Raw genomic sequence first — 20,575 nt, forward strand, 5'->3', positions numbered from 1 at the left:
CGCAGATATTACCACAGACCGCCGGAATACCCGCAAAAAGGTATTAATCCAGCCATTTGGCCCAGCTGGCGCGCACCTGCTCGCGCTCGGCGGCAAACAGCCCGCTGCCGACCTTGCCGGAATGTTCCTGCAGCGCCAGGTGGTGGATCTCGTCGCGCATGGTGACATAGGCCTGGGTCAGCGCGCGCGCCTCTTCATCCGGCATGATGTCGTAATTGGCCATCAGCTCGAAGATGCGCACGTTGTCCGACCAACGCGTCAGGCGCGGTTCACCCGGCGCATAGCGTAAGACCAGATATTGGGCGATAAATTCGATGTCGGTAATGCCGCCCTCATCGGCCTTGATATCAAACAGATCGCGCTGCTTGTTGCCGAGATGGTTGCGCATCTTTTCGCGCATCTCGCGCACTTCGCGCTTCAGGGTCTGCGCATCGCGCGTTTTGCACAGGATCTCGCGCCGGATCGCGTCGAACTGCTGATGCAGCGCCGGATCGCCGTGCACGATGCGCGCGCGCACCAGAGCCTGATGCTCCCAGGTCCAGGCTTCGTTTTGCTGGTAGTCGGCGAACGCCTCGACGGTGCTGACCAGCATCCCCGCGGCGCCGGAAGGCCGCAGGCGCGCGTCCACCTCATACAGAATGCCCGAGGACGTGCGGGTGCTGAACAGATGCATCACCCGCTGCGCCAGCCGCAGGTAGAACTGGCGGCCGTCGATGCAGCGATCGCCGTCGGTCATCACCTCCGGCGGGCAATCCAACAGGAACACCAGATCGAGATCGGAACTGTACCCCAGCTCCCAGCCGCCCAGTTTGCCATAGCCGATCACCGCAAAGCCGCGCCCCTCCCGCTCCTGCAAATGGGTGGGCTGGCCATAGCGCGCCACCATGTCGCTCCAGGCCTGTTGCACCACCGCGTCGATGATCGCCTCAGCCAGATAAGTCAGGTGATCGCTCACTTTCATCACCGGCAGCGCGCCGGCGATATCCGCAGCGGCGATGCGCAGCTGCTGAGCCTGTTTGAACTGACGCAGCGCCTCCAGCTTTTGCTCTTCGTCGTCTTCCGGCACCCGCAGCAGATACTGCCGCAGCTCGCTGCGGTAGGCGTCCAGCGCCACCGGCTGATACAGCGTGGCCGGATCCAGCAGCTCGTCCAGCAGCAGCGGGTAACGCGACAGCTGGTTGGCGACCATCGGCGACGCGGCGCACAGGCGGATCAGATGGCTGAGCGCCGCATGGTACTCCACCAGCAACTCGAGATAGGTAGTGCGGGTGACGATGCTCAGCAGCAGCTGCGCCAGCCGCACCAGCGCGGTCGGTGCGTCCTGGCGCGGGCATACCTCCGCCAGCAGGCGCGGCATCAGCTGATCGAGCACGTCGCGGCCGCGCGGGCCGATGGTGCGCTTGTCGACGTCGTGACGAAAATCGGCGATGGTGCGCAGCATCTGTCGACGCGCCTCTTCGTCCAGGTGCGGCGTCAGCGGCGCCAGCTCGTTCTCCTCCAGCGCGTCCTGCCACAGACTGTGATAGTGCTGGTAATCGGGATCTTCGCCGACATCCGGGCTATCGTCACCGATCAGGTCGTCGAACACCGCGCGCACCGCCTGCATGTGCACGTCCAGCGCCGCCATCAGCGCCGGCCAATCCGCCAACCCCATGCCGTAGGCCAACCGGGCCTGATCGAGCGCCTCCTGCGGCAGCGTCTGGGTTTGCTGATCGCCGATCGCCTGCAGCAGGTTCTCCAGCCGCCGCAGGAACAGGTAGGCGGCGCTCAGCGCCCGCACCTGCTTGCTTTCCAGCAGCCCCAGCTCGCCCACCGCCTGCAGCGTCGGCAGCAGCGAACGCCCCTGCAGCGCCGGTTCACGGCCGCCGCGGATCAGCTGGAATACCTGGGTGATGAATTCGATTTCGCGAATGCCGCCGGCGCCCAGCTTGATGTTGTCCTTCAGGCCGCGCCGCCGCACTTCACGGGCGATCATGCCCTTCATGTTGCGCAGAGACTGAATGACGCTGAAATCAATGTAACGACGGAACACGAACGGCCGCAGCGTTTTACGCAGCTCCTGGCTGTAGGCGTCTTCCGCCCCGCCCATCAGGCGCGCCTTCACCATCGCATAGCGTTCCCAGTCGCGCCCCTGTTCCTGGTAGTAATCCTCCAGCGCCGCAAAGCTCATCACCAACGGGCCGCTGTCGCCGAACGGCCGCAGCCGCATGTCCACGCGATAGACGAAGCCATCGATGGTCTGTTGATCCAGCGCCTTGATCAGCCGCTGGCCGAGACGGGTGAAGAACTGGGCGTTATCCAGCTCGCGCCGCCCGCCCTGGGTTTGACCATTTTCCGGGTAAGCGAAGATCAGATCGATGTCCGACGAGAAGTTCAGTTCGCCGCCGCCCAGCTTGCCCATGCCGAGGACCAGCAGCGGCTGCGGTTCGCCGTCGGCATTGCACGGCGTGCCCCACTCGCGGCAACAGGTTTGGTACAGCCAGTCGCGCGCGCTGACGATCAGCGTCTCCGCCAGCCCGCTCAGCTGCAGCAACGTTTCTTCGGTCGAACACAGCCCCTGCGCCTGCGCCCAGGCGATGCGCACCAGCGTTTCGCGGCGAAACAGACGCAGCGTGCGCATCAGTTGCGCTTCGTCGCGCACCTCTTCCAGCTCGTCCTGCAACCAGGCGGCGTAGTGTTGCCACTCGCCAGGCGCCGGCGGCTGTTCGCGCAGCGTCGCCAGCCAGGCCGGCTGGGCGAGCAGCGCGTCGCTGACGAAGTCGCTCGACGCCAGCACCCACTGCTCTTGCTCGCTAAAGGCGCAGTCCGCGCCGTGAACTTCCTGAAAACGCTGCACAACCTGCTGTGCCTGAGCCTGTAACGCGGCTGAAAGTGGCGACATAGTGTATGACCCGTTCTGCGGCCCACGGCTGGCGGGCCGGCTGGATTAACGAAGCGCGCCGTTTAACCAGAATGGCGCATGCGATAAGGCCTGTTTGCGGCTGGCTTCATACCAGCCCTGGCGGCGCTCGCTCAGCGCCGCCTGCAGCTCGCGCCAGGCGTCGATATAAGGCTCGGTCTGCTCGTCGGGGTAAGCACCCGACAGCAGGACCAGCGCCGAAATCTGACGCGTCAGGCGCGGCAATTGTTCCTGATATTCATCTTCGTTCAGCGTACGGCTGAAGGCTTCTTTCAGCTCCGCGCCGCTGCGCCCCAGCATGATGTCGCTGAAGCGTTTGAAAGAACCGTCCAGTTTGGCCTGCCCTTTGGCGTCGATAAACGGCCGCCAGGCGCCGCGCACCAGCCATGATGTGAGCGCCAACTTACATTGCAGATAGGCCGCGCTGTAGCACAGGCTTTCCGGTTGCGCGGCTTTGTCCGCCAACAGCGGTTCGAGCTCGGTCAGGCGGGCGCGCAGATCGGCGCTGGCCTTGCGCGGCACCAGGCCGCCGAAGATCACCAGCGCCTGGCGGATGGTGCCGACCGCTTCGAGGACCGCCCCGCGCGCCTGCGCATCGCCGCGCAGCCACAGCTCCTCATGGTACTGCCAATGGTTGAGCGCCAGCTCGAAGGCGGCGATCATCCCCTGCTCCACGGTCGCCTTCGCCGCCGGCTTCAGCACCCGCAGCGGGCGCACCTCGCGCGGCGGATTGCCCTGCGCCAGGTGGTAGCCGCGCGCCGCCTTGCTCAGGCTGCCCTGACGCAGCCCGCCATGGGCCGCCAGCTCGCCGGCCAATGCCAGCAGATCGGCGGTGTTGCCTTTCAGCAGCTCCAGTTCGATCTCGCTCAGGGCTTCGCTGAGGTCACCGGCACGCACCTCTCCCTGATCCAAGCCAATCTCGATCTCGCTTTGGCCGTAAGTGACCACCCACTTTTCACGCGCAAAGTCGGTACGGAACAGCGGCTGCAACGCCTGCTGCAGCGCCGCGATATCACAATCCTGTGGCCAGATGTCGGCAGGAAACTGCGCCAGCGCCAGCTGCGGCTCGGCGATAGCGACGTTGTATTCCGGACGTTGGTGCAGGCCGGCCACCACTTTACCGGCGGTTTTGATGGTCATCTCATAACGATCGTCGAAACCGCGAATGCGCAGCCCCATGTCGTGATTGCGCAGGAAGTTATCGGCCGTTTCGAAGTAAATGTTGGTCAGTTTTTGCGGCGCGGAATGCTGATGCGGCCAGGCGGCAAGCCATTGCGGCAGAGCGGCCACCGCTTGCGGCGCGGCGATGAATTTCAGTTCAATTTCAACGGTCATAATTCTTTAACACCAATAAGTTATGCATTCACGTCTGTTTCAGCGCGGCGCGTTCGGCCGCCGCATACTGCCCAATGACGCACAGTTGCCGTTATCTTACCGCGATTCCCGGCGCCTTAACCCTGCTAACTGTAGAAAAAACCTGTTACGTTATAAAACGCCGCGCAACTCACAGAATCAGCCACAGTAAGATAGTTCTCATTCCGGTTTTGGCGTTGCGTCGTCAGACTGAACGCTCTACTATCGTTCCATAAATTCACCAAGAAACGATGAACTAATGCAGAAATTACGCCTGATTTGCCTTGCCGCGCTGAGCTTCAGCATCACTTGGGGCGCACATGCCGAAGATAAACGCTATATCTCCGATGAGTTAAGCACTTACGTCCATAGCGGCCCAGGTAATCAGTACCGTATTGTCGGCACTCTGAACGCCGGTGAAGAAGTCACCCTGCTGAGCGTCAACGACAGCACCAACTACGGCCAGATCCGCGATCCGAAAGGCCGCACCACCTGGATCCCACTCGATCAGCTCAGCCAGACGCCGAGCCTGCGCACCCGCGTGCCCGAGCTGGAACAGCAGGTGAAAACCCTGACCGACAAGCTGGCCAACATCGATAACACCTGGAACCAGCGCACGGCGGAAATGCAGGAAAAAGTCGCGGGCAGCGACAGCACCATCAGCAGCCTGCAGAAGGAAAACCAGGATCTGAAAAACCAGCTGGTGGTCGCGCAGAAGAAGGTTAACGCCGTTAACCTGCAGCTCGACGACAAACAGCGCACCATTATTCTGCAGTGGTTCATGTACGGCGGCGGCGTCGCCGGCGTCGGCTTGCTGCTGGGCCTGCTGTTGCCGCACCTGATCCCGCGCCGCAAGAACAACAATCGCTGGATGAACTGATCTCAGTATCGTTCAGTTTGAGTATGGGCGCCTGCGGGCGCCCTTTTCATTGGCGCCGACATCCCGCGGCCAATTCATGTAATCTGATAGACAGAGCCTTACACGATATTCAGGAGTCAACAGTGCAGATTTATCTGGTCGGCGGCGCCGTTCGCGACAGCCTGCTCGACATTCCGGTGGTCGATCATGATTGGGTGGTGGTGGGCGCCACGCCGGCCGAGCTGCTGGCATTGGGCTACCAGCAGGTCGGCAAAGACTTTCCGGTATTCCTCAATCCCGACACCCACGAGGAGTACGCGCTGGCGCGCACCGAGCGCAAATCCGGCCAGGGATACACCGGTTTTACCTGCTATGCCGCGCCGGACGTCACGCTGGAGGAGGATCTGCTGCGGCGCGATCTGACCATCAACGCCATCGCCCGTTCCGCCGAGGGGGAGCTGATTGATCCTTACGGCGGCGTGGCCGATCTGCAGGCGCGCGTGCTGCGCCACGTTTCCGACGCCTTCGGCGAAGATCCGCTGCGCGTACTGCGCGTGGCGCGCTTCACCGCCCGCTTCGCCCATCTGGGTTTTCGCATCGCCGACGAAACGCTCGCCCTGATGCGCCGGATGGCGCACAGCGGTGAACTGGCCGCGCTGACCGCCGAACGCGTCTGGAAAGAAACGGAAAAGGCGCTGCAAAGCCAGAGCCCGCAGGTCTATTTTCAGGTGCTGCGCGACTGCGATGCGCTGGCGGTGCTGTTCCCGGAAATCGACGCGCTGTTCGGCGTGCCGGCTCCCGCCAAGTGGCACCCGGAGATCGACACCGGCGTGCACACGCTGATGGCGTTGGCGATCGCCGCCCGCCTCACGCCGGAGGTGGACGTGCGCTTCGCCACCCTGTGCCATGACCTCGGCAAGGGATTGACGCCAAAAGAGTTCTGGCCGCATCACCACGGCCACGGCCCGGCCGGCGTGCGGCTGGTTGAGGCGCTGTGCCAGCGGCTGCGGGTGCCTAACCCGGTGCGCGATCTGAGCAAGCTGGTGGCCGAGTACCATGATCTGATCCACACCGTGAACAAGCTGCGGCCGGAGACCCTATTGAAGCTGTTCGACGCCATCGACGTCTGGCGCAAGCCGCACCGGCTGGAGCAGATGATCCTGACCAGCGAGGCGGACGCGCGCGGCCGTACCGGCTTTGAGGAGAATCCCTATCCACAGGGCGACTATCTGCGCCAGGCGTATCAGGTGGCGAACGCGGTATCGATTAAAGAGGTGGTGGCCAGCGGGCTGCAGGGCACCGCGATCCGCGACGAGCTCAAACGCCGCCGCCAGCAGGCGCTGGCCGAGTGGAAGCTCACCCAAACCATCATCAACGATCAGGCATAAAAAAACCCCGCGGAGCGGGGTTTTTTCTTGGCGTGAAGGCTTACAGGAACACCATGTAAACCACGGCCGCCACGATAAAGCGGTAGATAGCGAACGGCACGAACGAGATGCGTTTGATCAGCGACAGGAAGGTCTTGATCGCAACCAGCGCCACCACGAAGGCGGTGACGAAACCGACGGCGAACATCGGCAGGTCGCCCCAGGTCAGGAAGTGCAGGCTCTTATACAGATCCAGGCCGCTGGCGCCAATCATCATCGGCACAGCCAGAATGAAGGAGAACTCGGACGCCGCATAGCGGTTCACGCCCACCAGCATGCCGCCGGCGATAGTGGAACCCGAACGGGAGAAGCCCGGCCACAGCGCCAGACACTGGAAGCAACCGATCATGAACGCCTGACGGTAAGTGATGTCATCCAGCCCTTCCGCGCTAGGCTTCTTCGGCTTCAGCCATTCCGCCGCCAGCAGCAGCAGGCCGCCGACCACCAACGCGTACATCACGTTTTTCGGCGCAAACAGCGACTTGATGAAATCATGGAAGGCCAGCCCCAGCACCACCGCCGGGATCATCGCCAGCAGGATGTGCCCCAGCTTCAGCTGGCCGCTGGTTTTGCCTTCGTGCTCCACCGGCTTGCCGCCGAAATGGATGCCGATCAGACCGAACAACCGGCGCCAGAACATCACGACGACGGCCAGGATCGACCCCAGCTGGATAATGACTTCAAAGGTTTTGGCTTTGTCGCCGGTAAAGCCCAGCCACTCGCCGACGATGATCATATGCCCGGTGGAAGACACCGGCAAAAATTCGGTTAATCCCTCGACAACCCCAAGAACAAACGCAATAAACAGTGAATGCATGTCTGCCATGTGCTTCGCTCACCCCATAAAATAACGGCTATCACATAAAAAAGCGGCAATGCTTAAAGACAATGCCGCTAAAACAATTCTCAGGATTAAGACCAGGTTAACGGTCTTTCGTTGCAAGCAGATGACATAAAATCATGCGGGACGGGTGCCGCGCTCAATGATCACGCCGACCCGATTGGCATGTGCTACAGCGCCCGGTTTGCTGACCTTAATACGGACCCAGGGGGAATTGAAGCGCTGGAGCAAAATTTCAGATATTTCCTCCGCTACGCGCTCCACCAGCGCGAACCGGTTCGACTCCACGTGTTGGATCACGGCATCGCTGACGTCGGCATAGCTCAGACAGTCATTTACGTCGTCGCTGGCGGCGGCCGGCCGGTTATCCCAGCCCATTTCGATATCGAACACCAGCTTCTGACGAATGCCCTGTTCCCACTCATAAACGCCAATGGTGGTAATTACGGTAATCTCTTCAATAAATACGATATCCATCACGTCATTCTCTGTTTTTGGCCTTGCCGGATACCACTTCCAGCGGAATGTGCGTATTATCCATAGATGTTGCGAGTAAAACGACCATTATTAAACGGAACCGCGTTATGAGTGCTACCGCGCTTGGCATGATTATCTTCGCGTATCTGTGCGGCTCGATTTCGAGCGCGATCCTGGTTTGCCGGATCGCCAGGCTGCCGGACCCGCGTGAACATGGCTCAGGAAACCCCGGAGCGACCAACGTCCTGCGCATCGGCGGCCGGCTGGCGGCGGCGGCGGTGCTGGTGTTCGATATTCTGAAAGGGATGTTGCCGGTCTGGCTGGCCTACAAACTCAATGTGCCGCCGCTGTATCTGGGCCTGACGGCGATCGCCGCCTGTCTTGGGCACATCTATCCGGTGTTCTTCCACTTCCGCGGCGGTAAAGGCGTGGCGACGGCGTTTGGCGCCATCGCGCCTATCGGCTGGGATCTGACCGGCCTGATGACCGGCACCTGGCTGCTGACGGTGTTGCTCAGCGGCTACTCTTCGCTCGGCGCCATCGTCAGCGCGCTGATCGCCCCGTTCTACGTCTGGTGGTTCAAACCGCAGTTCACCTTCCCGGTGGCGATGCTCTCCTGCCTGATCCTGATGCGGCATCACGACAATATTCAGCGCCTGTGGCGCGGCCAGGAAGGCAAGATTTGGGGCAAGTTCCGCAAGAAGAAAAACGACGCGGATGAGGATAACGGCGACCAGCCGAAAGACGAATAACGTAAGGGCCGGATAATCCGGCCCTTTGTTTTATACCGCAGGCAGTTCCGCCAGCGGCCAGCGCGGCCGCACCGACACGCTCAGCTCCGGGTTGGCGCCGCTCTTCAGCCGCACCATGCCGGCATAGGCGATCATCGCGCCGTTGTCGGTGCAAAATTCCGGGCGGGCATAGAACACTTCCCCGCCGCGTTTCTGCATCATCTCCGCCAGTTTGGCGCGCAGCGTACGGTTAGCGCTCACGCCGCCGGCCATCACCAGGCGTTTGAAGCCGGTTTGCTCCAGCGCGCGTTTGCATTTGATCGCCAGCGTATCCACCACCGCATCCTCGAAGGCGCGGGCGATGTCGGCACGCGTCTGATCGTCGTTGCCGTTGGAGCGGATGGTGTTGGCGGCGAAGGTTTTCAGGCCGGAGAAGCTAAAGTCCAGCCCCGGACGATCGGTCATCGGCCGCGGGAAGGTGAAACGCCCCGCCGTACCCTGCTGCGCCATCTTCGACAGCATCGGCCCGCCGGGATAATCCAGGCCGAGCAGCTTGGCGGTTTTGTCGAACGCTTCGCCGGCGGCATCGTCGATCGACTCGCCCAGCAGTTCATATTCACCGATGCCGGTGACGCTGATCAGCTGAGTGTGGCCGCCGGAGACCAGCAGCGCGACGAACGGGAACGCCGGCGGGTTATCTTCCAGCATCGGCGCCAGCAGGTGGCCTTCCATGTGGTGCACCGGCACCGCCGGCACGTTCCAGGCGAACGCCAGCGCGCGCCCGACGGTAGCGCCGACCAGCAGCGCGCCTACCAGGCCCGGCCCGGCGGTATAAGCCACGCCGTCGATATCGGCCGGGGTCAGGTTGGCCTCTTTCAGCGCCGCCTGAATCAGCGGCACGGTTTTGCGCACGTGATCGCGGGAGGCCAGTTCCGGCACCACGCCGCCGTAGTCGGCGTGCAGCTTCACCTGGCTGTATAATTGGTTGGCCAACAAACCGGTTTGATCGTCATACACTGCAATTCCGGTTTCATCGCAGGACGTTTCTATACCCAGTACTCGCATTACATTTCCCATCATTCACGTGCGGCCGCCAGTCTACCACATTCCGCCGCATTTACCGCCGATGCGGCGCATCTTGTCACCGGTCCGCGCCTATGTCGATGATTCATCCAGAAAATGCCCGAGCGATTAAACACGAGCATTTTTTTCTGATTAGTCTATAATCAGCGCCCGGTGCAAAATTGCGCACGTTGCGGCAGAGCGACGCGGGTTTCAATTTGCGGTGATGCTTTACAAAGCAGCATCCATTGGAGTAAAATTCCGCACCATTTTGAAAAGGCTGGCGCTTGGCCAGCAGCAAACCGAATTTTATTGAGGTGAGAGGCACATGCCGGTAATTAAAGTACGTGAAAACGAGCCATTTGACGTTGCTCTGCGTCGTTTCAAACGCTCTTGCGAAAAAGCGGGTGTTTTAGCTGAAGTTCGTCGTCGTGAGTTTTATGAAAAACCAACTACCGAACGTAAACGCGCTAAAGCTTCTGCTGTGAAACGTCACGCGAAGAAACTGGCTCGCGAAAACGCACGCCGCACTCGTCTGTATTAATTCTTCGGGGGCAACCCCACCGCGTGAATTTCTGATTTTCAAAATCGCGCAGACCGAGTAGTTGCATACGAAGGCCGTGCTTTCCGAAAGGAATGCGCGGCTTGTTCTCGTTTATAGGCTAATGAAGTAAGGGCTTATGGCTGGACGAATTCCGCGCGTATTTATCAATGACTTGCTGGCTCGCACCGACATCGTCGATTTGATCGACGCCCGCGTGAAGCTCAAGAAGCAAGGCAAGAACTACCACGCGTGCTGTCCGTTCCACCACGAAAAGACGCCTTCATTTACCGTTAATGGCGAAAAGCAGTTTTATCACTGTTTTGGATGTGGTGCGCACGGCAACGCCGTCGACTTTTTGATGAATTACGACCGACTCGAGTTTGTCGAAACCATCGAAGAGCTGGCGACCATGCACGGGTTGGAAGTGCCTTACGAAGCGGGCACCGGGCCGACCCAGATCGAACGCCATCAGCGCCAGAGCCTATACCAACTGATGGAACAGCTCAGCGCGTTCTATCAACAGTCACTGCAGCAGTCCTCCGGGGCGCCGGCGCGCAGCTATTTGCAGCAGCGCGGATTAAGTGACGACGTTATTCGCCATTTCGCCATCGGCTTCGCGCCGGCGGGATGGGACAACGCCCTGAAGCGTTTCGGCCGCGACGCCGACTCGCGCCGCGCATTGAACGATGCCGGCATGCTGGTGACTAACGATCAGGGGCGTTCGTACGACCGTTTCCGCGAACGGGTGATGTTCCCCATCCGCGACAAGCGCGGGCGCGTCATCGCCTTCGGCGGCCGCGTGCTGGGCGACGGCATGCCCAAGTACCTGAACTCGCCGGAAACCGAAGTTTTCCATAAGGGCCGCCAGCTGTACGGCCTGTATGAAGCACAGCAGAATCACCCTACCCTGCAGCGGCTGCTGGTGGTGGAAGGGTATATGGACGTGGTGGCGTTGGCGCAATTCGGCATCGATTATGCCGTCGCCTCGCTCGGAACCTCGACGACGGCTGAACACATTCAGCTGCTGTTCCGCGCCACCGACAACGTCGTCTGCTGTTACGACGGCGACCGCGCCGGCCGCGAAGCGGCCTGGCGGGCGCTGGAAACCGCGCTGCCGTACCTGAACGACGGGCGCCAGCTGCGGTTCATGTTTTTGCCCGATGGCGAAGACCCGGACACCCTGGTGCGCAAGGAAGGCAAAGAAGCCTTCGAGCAGCGAATGGAGCAGGCGCAGCCGCTGTCCACTTTCCTGTTCGAAAGCCTGCTGCCGCAGGTGGATTTGAGCAGCCCGGACGGGCGCGCCAAGCTGAGCACGCTGGCGCTGCCGCTGATTACTCAGGTGCCGGGCGAAACGTTGCGCTTGTACCTGCGTCAGGAGCTCGGCAACAAGCTGGGGCTGCTGGACGACAGCCAGCTCGACAAGCTGATGCCCAAGCAGGCTGAAAATGCGAATCCTTATCAGGCGCCCCAGCTAAAACGCACAACCATGCGTATACTGATAGGGTTACTGGTGCAAAATCCGCAGTTGGCTACACTTATCCCTTCGCTGGAAGGGTTGGAGCAGACCAAACAGGCGGGATTGCCGCTGTTCGTCGAACTGGTGCAGACCTGTTTGGCGCAGCCGGGCCTGACAACCGGGCAATTGCTGGAGCTGTATCGCGACAACAAATTCAGCCAGCAGCTTGAAACCTTGGCGACCTGGAACCATATGATCGTTGAGGACATGGTCGAACAGACCTTTTTGGATACGTTGGCCAGCCTGTACGACTCGGTGCTCGAGCAACGGCTGGAAACGCTGATCGCGCAGGCCAGAACGCGCGGCCTGAGCCCGGAGGAACGTGAAGAAGTCCGTTCCCTCAACCAGGTTTTAGCGAAGAAAAACTGAATACCAAACGGCTTAAGTGCCGATAATTGCGAGGGCAGAGCCCTGCACAGTGCCGCCATAGTGGGCCGCGGCGATAACGAAAACGCCCCAAATGCTATTGTTGGCGGTTTCGCCGACCGACACCAACCTAAATACTCTGAAGTGTGGATACCGTCTTATGGAGCAAAACCCGCAGTCACAGCTGAAGCTACTTGTCACCCGTGGTAAGGAGCAAGGCTATCTGACCTATGCTGAGGTCAATGACCATCTGCCGGAAGATATCGTCGACTCCGATCAGATCGAAGACATCATCCAGATGATTAACGACATGGGCATCCAGGTGATGGAAGAAGCACCGGACGCCGATGACCTGCTGCTCGCCGAAAACTCGAACAGCACGGACGAAGATGCGGAAGAAGCCGCCGCACAGGTTCTGTCCAGCGTGGAATCCGAAATCGGCCGCACCACCGACCCGGTGCGCATGTACATGCGCGAAATGGGTACCGTCGAACTGCTGACGCGCGAAGGCGAAATCGACATCGCCAAGCGCATCGAAGACGGCATCAACCAGGTGCAGTGCTCGGTTGCCGAATACCCGGAAGCCATTACCTACCTGCTTGAGCAGTACGATCGCGTCGAAGCGGGCGAAGCGCGCCTGTCCGATCTGATCACCGGCTTCGTCGATCCTAACGCGGAAGAGGACATCGCCCCAACCGCGACCCACATCGGTTCCGAACTGTCGAGCGAAGAGCAAGACGACGACGAAGAAGATGAGGATGCCGAAGACGACGACACCGAAGACGACAACAGCATCGATCCTGAGCTGGCGCGTCAGAAGTTCGCCGAACTGCGCGATCAGTATGAAGCGACGCGTCTGGTGATCAAAAAGAACGGCCGCAGCCACGCCAGCGCCGCGGACGAGATCCTGAAGCTGTCTGAAGTGTTCAAGCAGTTCCGCCTGGTGCCGAAACAGTTCGACTTCCTGGTCAACAGCATGCGCACCATGATGGACCGCGTTCGCACCCAGGAACGCATCATCATGAAGCTGTGCGTTGAACAGTGCAAAATGCCGAAGAAAAACTTCGTCACCCTGTTCGCCGGCAACGAAACCAGCGATTCCTGGTTCGAAGCCGCACTGGCGATGGCCAAGCCATGGTCGGAAAAGCTGAAAGACGTGGCTGAAGACGTGCAGCGCAGCCTGCAGAAACTGCGTCAGATCGAAGAAGAAACCGGCCTGACCATCGAGCAGGTCAAAGACATCAACCGTCGCATGTCGATCGGTGAAGCGAAAGCTCGCCGCGCGAAGAAAGAGATGGTTGAGGCCAACCTGCGTCTGGTTATTTCCATCGCCAAGAAATACACCAACCGCGGCCTGCAGTTCCTGGATCTGATCCAGGAAGGCAACATCGGCCTGATGAAAGCGGTAGACAAGTTCGAATACCGCCGCGGCTACAAGTTCTCGACGTACGCCACCTGGTGGATCCGTCAGGCTATCACCCGCTCCATCGCCGACCAGGCGCGCACCATCCGTATCCCGGTGCATATGATTGAGACTATCAACAAGCTCAACCGTATTTCGCGCCAGATGCTGCAAGAGATGGGCCGCGAGCCGACGCCGGAAGAGCTGGCCGAGCGCATGCTGATGCCGGAAGACAAGATCCGCAAAGTGCTGAAGATCGCCAAAGAGCCAATCTCGATGGAAACGCCGATCGGCGACGACGAAGATTCGCATCTGGGCGACTTCATCGAGGATACCACCCTCGAGCTGCCTCTGGATTCCGCGACCTCGGAAAGCCTGCGTTCCGCCACCCACGACGTGCTGGCCGGCCTGACCGCGCGCGAAGCGAAAGTGCTGCGCATGCGTTTCGGCATCGACATGAACACCGACCACACGCTGGAAGAGGTTGGCAAGCAGTTTGACGTTACCCGTGAGCGTATTCGTCAGATCGAAGCCAAGGCGCTGCGCAAGCTGCGTCACCCAAGCCGCTCCGAAGTGCTGCGCAGCTTCCTGGACGACTAAGTCCGGCGGTTGCACTCAAAACAAAAACCCCGGCCTGCCGGGGTTTTTTTATGCCTCAGAACATGCTGTTGCCGCTGGCGGTCTTCTCCGGCACCGGCTGCGTCACGTCCCAGTGCTCAACGATTTTTCCGGCGCCGTCGAGACGGAAGATATCGATGATCGCCGCTGTCTTGCCGGCCTCGCGCCCGCTGACTTCCACATGCAAAATCACATAGTCACCGTCGACGAACGCCTGTTTTACCTCACTGTGCGAGTTGGGGTAACGCGTTTTCAGCAGCTCGACAAATTGACGAAAACCCGCCACGCCGTCCATGGCGTTGGGGTTATGCTGCTTGTACTGTTCCCCCAAAAACGGCCGCGCCGCCGCAAAATCCTTGTTGTTCAGCCCCTGCCGATAAAACTCCAGCACGTTCTGCTTGTTGCGCGCTTCCTGTGGTGAATGCCCCGCCTGTGCAGCGCCGGTCACCAATAACAGCACCATCACACAGCCTTTCATTATCGATGTCATCGCATACTCCCTTATGTCATTGCAGCGCCAGGAACAGCTCGCGATAGCTGGCGGTAAGCTGCTCCAACGTGGCGCGGTTCAATCCGCTGGGGTTGGGCAATACCCACACCTCGGTTTGCCCCAGCATCATCGCCTGCTTGCCCCAGGGCGCGTTTTTCACCCCGAAGGCGGTGGTGAACGCCTGCTTGCCTAAAATCGCCAGCGCGCGCGGCTGGTAGCGCAGGATCTTCTCTTGCAGCGCCTCACCGCCGCTGCGCAACTCGTCGCGCGACAGCTCGCTGGCCGCCACCGTCGGGCGCGCCACCAGCGCGGTAATGCCGCAGCCGTTATCCTTCAGCTGCTGCCACTGCTCCGGTGCCAACTGGCTCTCGGTAAAGCCGGCCTGATGGATCACCTTCCAGAAGCGGTTGCTGCCGTTGGCGAAAGGGTAGCCCTGATGGGCGGAAGAAAGGCCGGGGTTGATGCCGCAAAACACCACCCGCAGGCCAGGCGCCAGAAGTTCCATGAGTATCGTGAGTCCATTGCAGGGATTTACTGCGGTTATCGCAAAATCCGCCAGCAATTACAACAGGCTAGAACTGCGCAGAAAAGCAACATACGGGCGGGTAACAGTAGACCGCCGCTTAAGGATTCCCTATAATCTCGCGGCTTGGCCCCTTAGCTCAGTGGTTAGAGCAGGCGACTCATAATCGCTTGGTCGTTGGTTCAAACCCAACAGGGGCCACCAAATTTTAGCTTATATAACAGCGCCTTAAGCCACCTCTCAAGAGGTGGCTTTTTACTTTCAGATAGCCAGTGCCTCAAAATTGCCTCACCAGTAAAGGCAACAGCCCCACGCAAGGCACGCACCTCGATGATTTTCGGCTCAAAAGGATATTGTGTAATGGCCTTGAAAAAGTGCAAAGAATGTAAACATGAGGTTTCGACATCGGCCCAAACTTGCCCACACTGCGGAGCCAAAACCAGCTTAGTCATTAAATTCGCAGAAACTGCGCTTGGGATAATAGGTCTGGCTATTATCATCCCTATTCTTTATCTGATTTTCTTTAGCTGAGCAGATGCAAAAAACGAAACATTACGATTTACCATTTTCAGGTATAAAAAAACCCGCATATAGCGGGTTATATCTCTAAGCCGATCACATCCACATAACCTGTTGCTGCCCTGCCACACTGGCACCAACAGGATGCGGCGGAACTGCGTCAACTCTCCCAGGTGTCATGATCGCGCATTGATAGGTTTCCATCGTTTTGAACGTGTGGCCGCAATTGATGTTTTGGCACTGATGATAACGCTCTTTCGTTTGTTGGCTCAGATAGCGGCTGGTGCGGGCATGGGCTGCCGTTCGGCAAAGCGGGCAATGAAACATGTTTAATTCCTCGTCACTGGCTCAATTGCCGCGATAATACCGCTCGCGATCGGAAACAAAAGTAACTTTAAGCTAATTTACAATTATAAAATCAACCTCAAGTTACATCATAAGTCACATCCGATAGCAAAACCTCAAACTCCAGCGCCGTCGTAAAGCCGCTATTGCTGAGATTGTGTGTGACTTTGCTCACTATCCAGTCTTGCGCATCGATCGCCGCTTTAAACCCGCTGACGCGTACCGGCGTTTCCGGCGTGATGTTAGCACGCCCCATGGCAAGCGACAGCGAGAACTCAGCCACACCGCGCTGAAGCTTTTCCCACTTGGCCTGTGCGGCACGCATTGCTGCGGCCTTGGTGGCGTAAATTTTGGTGATCGCAAACACGTTATCATCAGCCCCCACCAGATAGTCGCCTTTCGCCGCCTCCGCCGGTTTCCCCGTTTTTTTGCTGCTGCCCGGCTTCGCCTTAGGGTGTTGCAGCGCGCGCAAATGCTGCTCTTTTGGCTTGCGCTGCAGCTTCACTTTCTTCGGCTTCGGCTGTTTTGTATTGAGCCAGCTCGCCGTTACGCCGGTGTAGGCATCCCGATCGGCAATGCTGAAACTGTGCTGATCGCCATCCTGCCGGGTGATGGTATACACCGGCAACGGCTTCCCGCCTACCGTGGCGCCATTCCCCGGTCGCAACAACAGTAAAGCGCCATTTTTCACCGCCGCCACCGCGCCGTTGAGCGTTGCAAGTCGGGTAATAAATGCAGCGTCCGTCTCCTGCGTCTGGTCGATATGGCTGATTTTGATTCTCCCCAGACCAGCGGCCAGCGAGGCTTTCAGCTTATTGCGCGCAGCGACCTTCTGCACAATGTCGCCCAAGGTGGTGTCGTGGTATGACTCATCGCGACGGGTGTTCAGCGAGCCGCGAAAATCCGCACTACGCGCGCGAATAGTCAGCGTGTCCGGCGCCCCCCGGTGTTCGACCTCATCGACCGTAAACTGGCCCTTGGGCGTCAATGGCGAGCCTTGCCAGCCGAGCGCCAGCGACAGGACCGCATTGCGCTGAGGCATCGCCATCAGTCCGTCGCTGTCGTCCAGCTCGATGTCGAGCTGGTCGGCCTCAAAGCCCCGGTTATCCGTCAGCGACAGCGAAATCAGCCGCTTACGGATGTTTTGCGTGATGTTGTTATCCTGCAGCAACAGCGAAAAATCCGGGGCGACTCGCGCCCCCGCTGGCAGGCTTACGCCGGTGATCATGATAACAGTCCTCCCATAGCACCGGCGGCCTTCCCGGCCACCTCTCCGGCTTTATCGTACAGTTCCCCGGCCTGCTGGCGCAGATCGCCAAACATCGCAGACAGGGATTCATCGACCCGCTTCAGGTTGAGCGTGAACTCTGTGCGGCGCGGGCTGCCGTCGGCGAAAAACTCGGAGTGCGTTTCAGAAATCGACTCGATCACAAACATGCCGTAAATCGTGCCGGTGCCCTCAATGAGCGGCCACGCCCGGCCCTGCTCGGCCATCAATTGCAGCGTCAGCAATGACCAGCGGCCGCCGGTGATCTCCGGCAGCAACACCCCTGACAGCGAGATGGTTTCCTCATCCATGCCCAGAAATTGCGCCGCCGGGCGCAGGCCAACGCGGCCGTTGCTCGGCCAGCGATATTCCGCGTTGCGATTCATTGACTGATAAGGCAGCGTCTGCAGCATAAAAACAAACAGCCCCAGCGTTAGCATCATCATTAATCTCCGTAAGTCATGCGGCTGCGCGCGGCGGCCGCTTGTTTGCGTCGTTCGGCCTCGAGCTGGCGCGATACTTCGCGCGCAATGGAGGCCGCGTCTTGGCCGGGGGCGCCGTACACCTGAATCGTGATCGGGGCTGGCGCCGTGGCAGGTGCAGCAGCCGGTGCCGACGCCATCACCGGCGTTGACAGCGATAACATCGCCGCCGACAGCGCCGCCGTTTTCCGGCGCCCGGTGACGTTGGCCGGGCCGTTGACTATTTCCGGGCCACGCTCGCCGACGATGCCGAACTGGCCGCGCGGGATGATGCCGCCCTTGTCGAATGCCCCCGCATAGCCCGGCCCCGGCATCAGCTCAGGTGCCGGGCGATTGTATGAAATCGACGGGTTAACCTCCGCCTCATCGTCGCCAAACTTCATCCAGTCCGGCAGCATATCCGTGAGGCCGGAAAACTTGTCTTTCAGCGCCTGCCAACGCTCGCTAATGCCGTCAATGACCCCGTTAATCATGTTCATCCCGGCTTCTTTGAACTGCCCCGGCAGCGCCTTGGCCGTTCCTACAAGATCATCCCATTGGCCCGTCAGCCATGCTTTGAGGTTTTCCCATGCCTCCCTTGTCGCTTGTTTAACGTTTTCCCACGCCTCCGCCGTCGCTGCAGTAATCCCAGCCCATGCCCCCAGGGTGGCATTTTTTATCGTTTCCCAGACCGCCTGGAACTTTGGCCCCAGCGCTTCCCAGTTCTGCCAGATGTAAACGGCCGCCATGGCAATCAAGCCGATCACTGCCAGAATGGGGTTAGCCATCATGATGCGGCCCAGCCACATCACCGCCGTTCCCACAAAGCGCAGTCCCTTTACAAGACCGACAAACGACAAGCGCCCAGCGATTGACATCAGTTTGAGCATACCGCCGCCCATCGTTAGCAGGGTGCGGCCAACCACGCCGCCGGTAAACTTCATCACGGTGCCAAGCCCACGAGCGGCGCCGATCAGTCCCTTAAACGAAAACTTAGCGGCAACTCCGCTCAGCCTAAACAGCCCTTTGGTTAGGTTAAGTGTTGGCCCCATTAACAAACTAAAACCGGTGATTACTGGCCCGGCCAGAAACCCCAGAATTGCCATTCCGCCGATCACTGCCGTAAGCGCCAGCACCAGCTTAAACAGCGTGCCGGATAACTCCGGGTTATCCTTTGCCCACTGACCGGCGACGCCAAGCCATTTTGTTGCACTTTGGGTGAGTTTCCTCAGCCCGGAGTCCTGTTTATCGAACACCTCGATCTGAATATCCTCAAAGGCAGAGGACATATTTTTTAAATCACCGTCGAGGTTATCCGTTTTCGTCTTGGCAATCTTTTCTGTTGCCCCTTTGGAGTCCGTTACCGTCTGTTTTTTCGCGTCTAACTTGCCGTTTCCGGCGGCATCAATCAGCTTGATCGCCCCCTTCATTGCCTCTTCACCGAAAATGACTTTCAGGTATTCGGCCTGCTGCGCGGTGCCGAGCTTATGCTTTTTAAATGACCTGTCGATTTTTTTCAGGATGCCCTCAATCGGCAGCATGTTCCCTTTGCCGTCCTTTGTTTTTACGCCCAATTCTGACAGCGCATCAGCCGCCTGCCCGACAGGCGCCTGTAACCGCGTAAACATCGCGCTGGCCGCCGTACCGGCCATAGACCCCTTGATGCCGTTATCGGCCAACACGCCCAGCAAGGCGGTAGTGTCCTCGATACTGGCCCCGGCCGCTTCGGCGATCGGCGCGACGTATTTCATCGCCTCGCCAAAGTCCATCAGGTTGCTGTTCGAACTGGTGAAGCCTTTGGTCATCACGTCCGCGACGCGCTGGATCTCACCGATCGGCATGTTAAACGCCGATTGCATGTTGGTGATGATGTCGGCCGCGTCGGCGATGTCCAGATCTGAGGCCAGCGCCAGATTTACCGTTGATTCGGTCGATTTCAGAATGGCATCGCCGTTAAAGCCCGACTTGGCGAGCACCGATTGCGTGCGGGCAACATCCGTCGGCGAAAACGCGGTCGTGGCGCCAATATCCCGTGCCTGCTGGCGAATGGCGGCCAGTTGCTGGTCGTTCTTCGATAGTCCGAGCGTGGCCTGCGTGTCTGACATCTGCTTATCGAATTGCACACCCGGCAGCATAAAGCGGCTTTCCGCATACCCTGCCGCCGTGGCAACACCCAGCCCGACAGCACTCTGATTACGGACGGTTGCCCCCAGTGCTTTCCCCGCCTGCGCGCGTTGCTGAATGCGGCTCAGTGATTCCTGTTTTTGACTCAGACGCTCCAGCTCGCCTCGCTGGCGGCCCAGCGCTGTCGTGGCTTCGCTGGCGCTGGCCTTCAACCGGCGCTGTTCTGCGCTCAGGTTCCGGGTAGCGATGCCGTCAGCGTTGAGCGCGTCACGCTGGCGCTGCACCGACTGGCGCAGGCCGTTGTATTTCGTTTGCAGCTCGGCGGCGGCGCGCTTTGATGCCTCCAGCAAGCGCGCTTGCTGCGCCGTGGGCTTTTCCGTCGCCTTGAACTGGACGGCCAGCGCGGCCGCCTCTTCCTTGGCTTTCTTGAGTGCCTTGCCGGTAACGGCAAGCTGTCCCTGCGCCTTGCGAAATCCCTCAATCCGGGCGCTTTGCGCGTCCAGAGCCTTGAGGGTTTGCTGCGTGGTTTTGATGTCACCGGCAAGCTGTTTGCTTGCCTGTTGGATACTCTTTAGCGGGCGGGTGGCTTGATCTACGGCCTTCAGCAGCACCTGTAGCTGCAGGCTTTTACTCATCGTGATTAACTCCACTGCGTTGCAGTGCCTTGAGGCGCCAGTTCAACAGCTCCGTGAGCGTCATTCCGGCCATTTCAGACGGCGGCCAGTGGAAGATCACCGCGATGTCCGCCATC

Annotated in this window: 18 protein-coding genes and 1 tRNA gene; 7 read left to right on the plus strand and 12 right to left on the minus strand. The window is 59.7% G+C overall.

The window, feature by feature from the left end; all coding sequences use genetic code 11:
* Window positions 1–43: 43 nt before the first annotated feature.
* A complete protein-coding gene (glnE, locus tag ACJ8J1_RS17400) occupies window positions 44–2,881 on the minus strand; it encodes a bifunctional [glutamate--ammonia ligase]-adenylyl-L-tyrosine phosphorylase/[glutamate--ammonia-ligase] adenylyltransferase (RefSeq protein ID WP_033644596.1) in 2,838 nt (945 codons plus the stop codon).
* A gap of 45 nt (window positions 2,882–2,926) precedes the next feature.
* The gene (locus ACJ8J1_RS17405) at window positions 2,927–4,234 is read right to left on the minus strand and encodes a CYTH domain-containing protein (RefSeq protein WP_033644595.1); all 1,308 of its coding nucleotides are present in this window, start codon (window positions 4,232–4,234) and stop codon (window positions 2,927–2,929) included.
* 277 nt (window positions 4,235–4,511) lie between these two features.
* Here ACJ8J1_RS17405 and ACJ8J1_RS17410 point away from each other — a divergent pair, with 277 nt between their 5' ends.
* A complete protein-coding gene (locus ACJ8J1_RS17410) occupies window positions 4,512–5,132 on the plus strand; it encodes a TIGR04211 family SH3 domain-containing protein (RefSeq protein ID WP_033644594.1) in 621 nt (206 codons plus the stop codon).
* Between the two features lie 122 nt (window positions 5,133–5,254).
* Window positions 5,255–6,499: a multifunctional CCA addition/repair protein gene (locus ACJ8J1_RS17415; RefSeq protein WP_033644593.1), complete on the plus strand. Its 1,245-nt coding sequence runs from the start codon at window positions 5,255–5,257 to the stop codon at window positions 6,497–6,499.
* Window positions 6,500–6,539: 40 nt separating this feature from the next.
* Here ACJ8J1_RS17415 and bacA read toward each other — a convergent pair whose 3' ends face one another.
* Window positions 6,540–7,364, minus strand: a complete 825-nt coding sequence (gene bacA / locus ACJ8J1_RS17420; protein WP_033644592.1) for an undecaprenyl-diphosphate phosphatase — start codon at window positions 7,362–7,364, stop codon at window positions 6,540–6,542.
* Window positions 7,365–7,496: 132 nt separating this feature from the next.
* On the minus strand, window positions 7,497–7,856 hold the full coding sequence (gene folB, locus ACJ8J1_RS17425; protein ID WP_033644591.1) for a bifunctional dihydroneopterin aldolase/7,8-dihydroneopterin epimerase: 360 nt from the start codon (window positions 7,854–7,856) through the stop codon (window positions 7,497–7,499).
* Window positions 7,857–7,963: 107 nt separating this feature from the next.
* Here folB and plsY point away from each other — a divergent pair, with 107 nt between their 5' ends.
* The gene (gene plsY, locus ACJ8J1_RS17430; RefSeq protein ID WP_033644590.1) at window positions 7,964–8,608 is read left to right on the plus strand and encodes a glycerol-3-phosphate 1-O-acyltransferase PlsY; all 645 of its coding nucleotides are present in this window, start codon (window positions 7,964–7,966) and stop codon (window positions 8,606–8,608) included.
* 30 nt (window positions 8,609–8,638) lie between these two features.
* On the opposite strand, the gene tsaD is transcribed toward plsY, so the two are convergent.
* Window positions 8,639–9,652 carry a tRNA (adenosine(37)-N6)-threonylcarbamoyltransferase complex transferase subunit TsaD gene (gene tsaD, locus ACJ8J1_RS17435; RefSeq protein ID WP_004937199.1) on the minus strand — a complete coding sequence of 338 codons (1,014 nt, stop codon included), beginning with the start codon at window positions 9,650–9,652 and terminating at the stop codon, window positions 8,639–8,641.
* 325 nt (window positions 9,653–9,977) lie between these two features.
* On the opposite strand from tsaD, the gene rpsU reads away from it, so the two are divergent.
* From rpsU to rpoD, 3 genes are all read left to right on the plus strand, one after another.
* Window positions 9,978–10,193, plus strand: a complete 216-nt coding sequence (rpsU, locus tag ACJ8J1_RS17440; RefSeq protein ID WP_001144069.1) for a 30S ribosomal protein S21 — start codon at window positions 9,978–9,980, stop codon at window positions 10,191–10,193.
* Between the two features lie 136 nt (window positions 10,194–10,329).
* A complete protein-coding gene (gene dnaG / locus ACJ8J1_RS17445; RefSeq protein ID WP_025304325.1) occupies window positions 10,330–12,078 on the plus strand; it encodes a DNA primase in 1,749 nt (582 codons plus the stop codon).
* 157 nt (window positions 12,079–12,235) lie between these two features.
* Window positions 12,236–14,077 (plus strand): RNA polymerase sigma factor RpoD, encoded by a 1,842-nt coding sequence (rpoD, locus tag ACJ8J1_RS17450; protein WP_025304326.1) that lies wholly within the window; start codon window positions 12,236–12,238, stop codon window positions 14,075–14,077.
* 55 nt (window positions 14,078–14,132) lie between these two features.
* Here the strand turns inward: rpoD and ACJ8J1_RS17455 are convergent, their stop codons facing one another.
* Entirely contained in the window at window positions 14,133–14,585 is a 453-nt protein-coding gene (locus tag ACJ8J1_RS17455; protein ID WP_033644589.1) for a nuclear transport factor 2 family protein, read from the minus strand.
* Between the two features lie 16 nt (window positions 14,586–14,601).
* The gene (gene mug, locus ACJ8J1_RS17460) at window positions 14,602–15,090 is read right to left on the minus strand and encodes a G/U mismatch-specific DNA glycosylase (protein WP_033644588.1); all 489 of its coding nucleotides are present in this window, start codon (window positions 15,088–15,090) and stop codon (window positions 14,602–14,604) included.
* A 146-nt stretch (window positions 15,091–15,236) separates the two neighbouring features.
* Here mug and ACJ8J1_RS17465 point away from each other — a divergent pair.
* Window positions 15,237–15,312 (plus strand) — tRNA-Ile (locus ACJ8J1_RS17465).
* Between the two features lie 411 nt (window positions 15,313–15,723).
* Here ACJ8J1_RS17465 and ACJ8J1_RS17470 read toward each other — a convergent pair.
* The 5 genes from ACJ8J1_RS17470 to ACJ8J1_RS17490 all read right to left on the minus strand — a co-directional run bounded on the left by ACJ8J1_RS17470 (window position 15,724) and on the right by ACJ8J1_RS17490 (window position 20,574).
* The gene (locus ACJ8J1_RS17470; protein ID WP_071824297.1) at window positions 15,724–15,954 is read right to left on the minus strand and encodes a DNA-binding transcriptional regulator; all 231 of its coding nucleotides are present in this window, start codon (window positions 15,952–15,954) and stop codon (window positions 15,724–15,726) included.
* A 97-nt stretch (window positions 15,955–16,051) separates the two neighbouring features.
* Window positions 16,052–17,200 (minus strand): phage late control D family protein, encoded by a 1,149-nt coding sequence (locus ACJ8J1_RS17475; RefSeq protein ID WP_442520386.1) that lies wholly within the window; start codon window positions 17,198–17,200, stop codon window positions 16,052–16,054.
* Window positions 17,197–17,682, minus strand: a complete 486-nt coding sequence (locus ACJ8J1_RS17480; protein WP_442520418.1) for a phage tail protein — start codon at window positions 17,680–17,682, stop codon at window positions 17,197–17,199. The genes ACJ8J1_RS17475 and ACJ8J1_RS17480 overlap by 4 nt, the downstream gene beginning before the upstream one ends.
* A 2-nt stretch (window positions 17,683–17,684) precedes the next feature.
* Window positions 17,685–20,459, minus strand: coding sequence for a phage tail tape measure protein (locus ACJ8J1_RS17485; RefSeq protein ID WP_442520387.1), 2,775 nt, complete (start codon window positions 20,457–20,459; stop codon window positions 17,685–17,687).
* On the minus strand, window positions 20,452–20,574 hold the full coding sequence (locus ACJ8J1_RS17490) for a GpE family phage tail protein (protein ID WP_442520388.1): 123 nt from the start codon (window positions 20,572–20,574) through the stop codon (window positions 20,452–20,454). The genes ACJ8J1_RS17485 and ACJ8J1_RS17490 overlap by 8 nt, the downstream gene beginning before the upstream one ends.
* Window position 20,575: the final 1 nt, after the last annotated feature.

The sequence above is a fragment of the Serratia sp. CY37869 genome (assembly GCF_052168895.1).
GTDB classification, from domain to species: domain Bacteria; phylum Pseudomonadota; class Gammaproteobacteria; order Enterobacterales; family Enterobacteriaceae; genus Serratia; species Serratia ureilytica.

What these genes read in the sequence shown, in the direction of transcription:
- plsY (WP_033644590.1), top strand. Translation starts at nt 7,964, where the DNA reads ATGAGTGCTACCGCGCTTGGCATGATTATCTTCGCGTATCTGTGCGGC.
- tsaD (WP_004937199.1), bottom strand. Translation starts at nt 9,652, where the DNA reads ATGCGAGTACTGGGTATAGAAACGTCCTGCGATGAAACCGGAATTGCA.
- ACJ8J1_RS17485 (WP_442520387.1), bottom strand. Translation starts at nt 20,459, where the DNA reads ATGAGTAAAAGCCTGCAGCTACAGGTGCTGCTGAAGGCCGTAGATCAA.
- ACJ8J1_RS17410 (WP_033644594.1), top strand. Translation starts at nt 4,512, where the DNA reads ATGCAGAAATTACGCCTGATTTGCCTTGCCGCGCTGAGCTTCAGCATC.
- ACJ8J1_RS17405 (WP_033644595.1), bottom strand. Translation starts at nt 4,234, where the DNA reads ATGACCGTTGAAATTGAACTGAAATTCATCGCCGCGCCGCAAGCGGTG.
- ACJ8J1_RS17455 (WP_033644589.1), bottom strand. Translation starts at nt 14,585, where the DNA reads ATGACATCGATAATGAAAGGCTGTGTGATGGTGCTGTTATTGGTGACC.
- mug (WP_033644588.1), bottom strand. Translation starts at nt 15,090, where the DNA reads ATGGAACTTCTGGCGCCTGGCCTGCGGGTGGTGTTTTGCGGCATCAAC.
- rpoD (WP_025304326.1), top strand. Translation starts at nt 12,236, where the DNA reads ATGGAGCAAAACCCGCAGTCACAGCTGAAGCTACTTGTCACCCGTGGT.
- folB (WP_033644591.1), bottom strand. Translation starts at nt 7,856, where the DNA reads ATGGATATCGTATTTATTGAAGAGATTACCGTAATTACCACCATTGGC.
- rpsU (WP_001144069.1), top strand. Translation starts at nt 9,978, where the DNA reads ATGCCGGTAATTAAAGTACGTGAAAACGAGCCATTTGACGTTGCTCTG.
- ACJ8J1_RS17480 (WP_442520418.1), bottom strand. Translation starts at nt 17,682, where the DNA reads ATGATGCTAACGCTGGGGCTGTTTGTTTTTATGCTGCAGACGCTGCCT.
- dnaG (WP_025304325.1), top strand. Translation starts at nt 10,330, where the DNA reads ATGGCTGGACGAATTCCGCGCGTATTTATCAATGACTTGCTGGCTCGC.
- ACJ8J1_RS17475 (WP_442520386.1), bottom strand. Translation starts at nt 17,200, where the DNA reads ATGATCACCGGCGTAAGCCTGCCAGCGGGGGCGCGAGTCGCCCCGGAT.
- bacA (WP_033644592.1), bottom strand. Translation starts at nt 7,364, where the DNA reads ATGGCAGACATGCATTCACTGTTTATTGCGTTTGTTCTTGGGGTTGTC.
- ACJ8J1_RS17470 (WP_071824297.1), bottom strand. Translation starts at nt 15,954, where the DNA reads ATGTTTCATTGCCCGCTTTGCCGAACGGCAGCCCATGCCCGCACCAGC.
- glnE (WP_033644596.1), bottom strand. Translation starts at nt 2,881, where the DNA reads ATGTCGCCACTTTCAGCCGCGTTACAGGCTCAGGCACAGCAGGTTGTG.
- ACJ8J1_RS17490 (WP_442520388.1), bottom strand. Translation starts at nt 20,574, where the DNA reads ATGGCGGACATCGCGGTGATCTTCCACTGGCCGCCGTCTGAAATGGCC.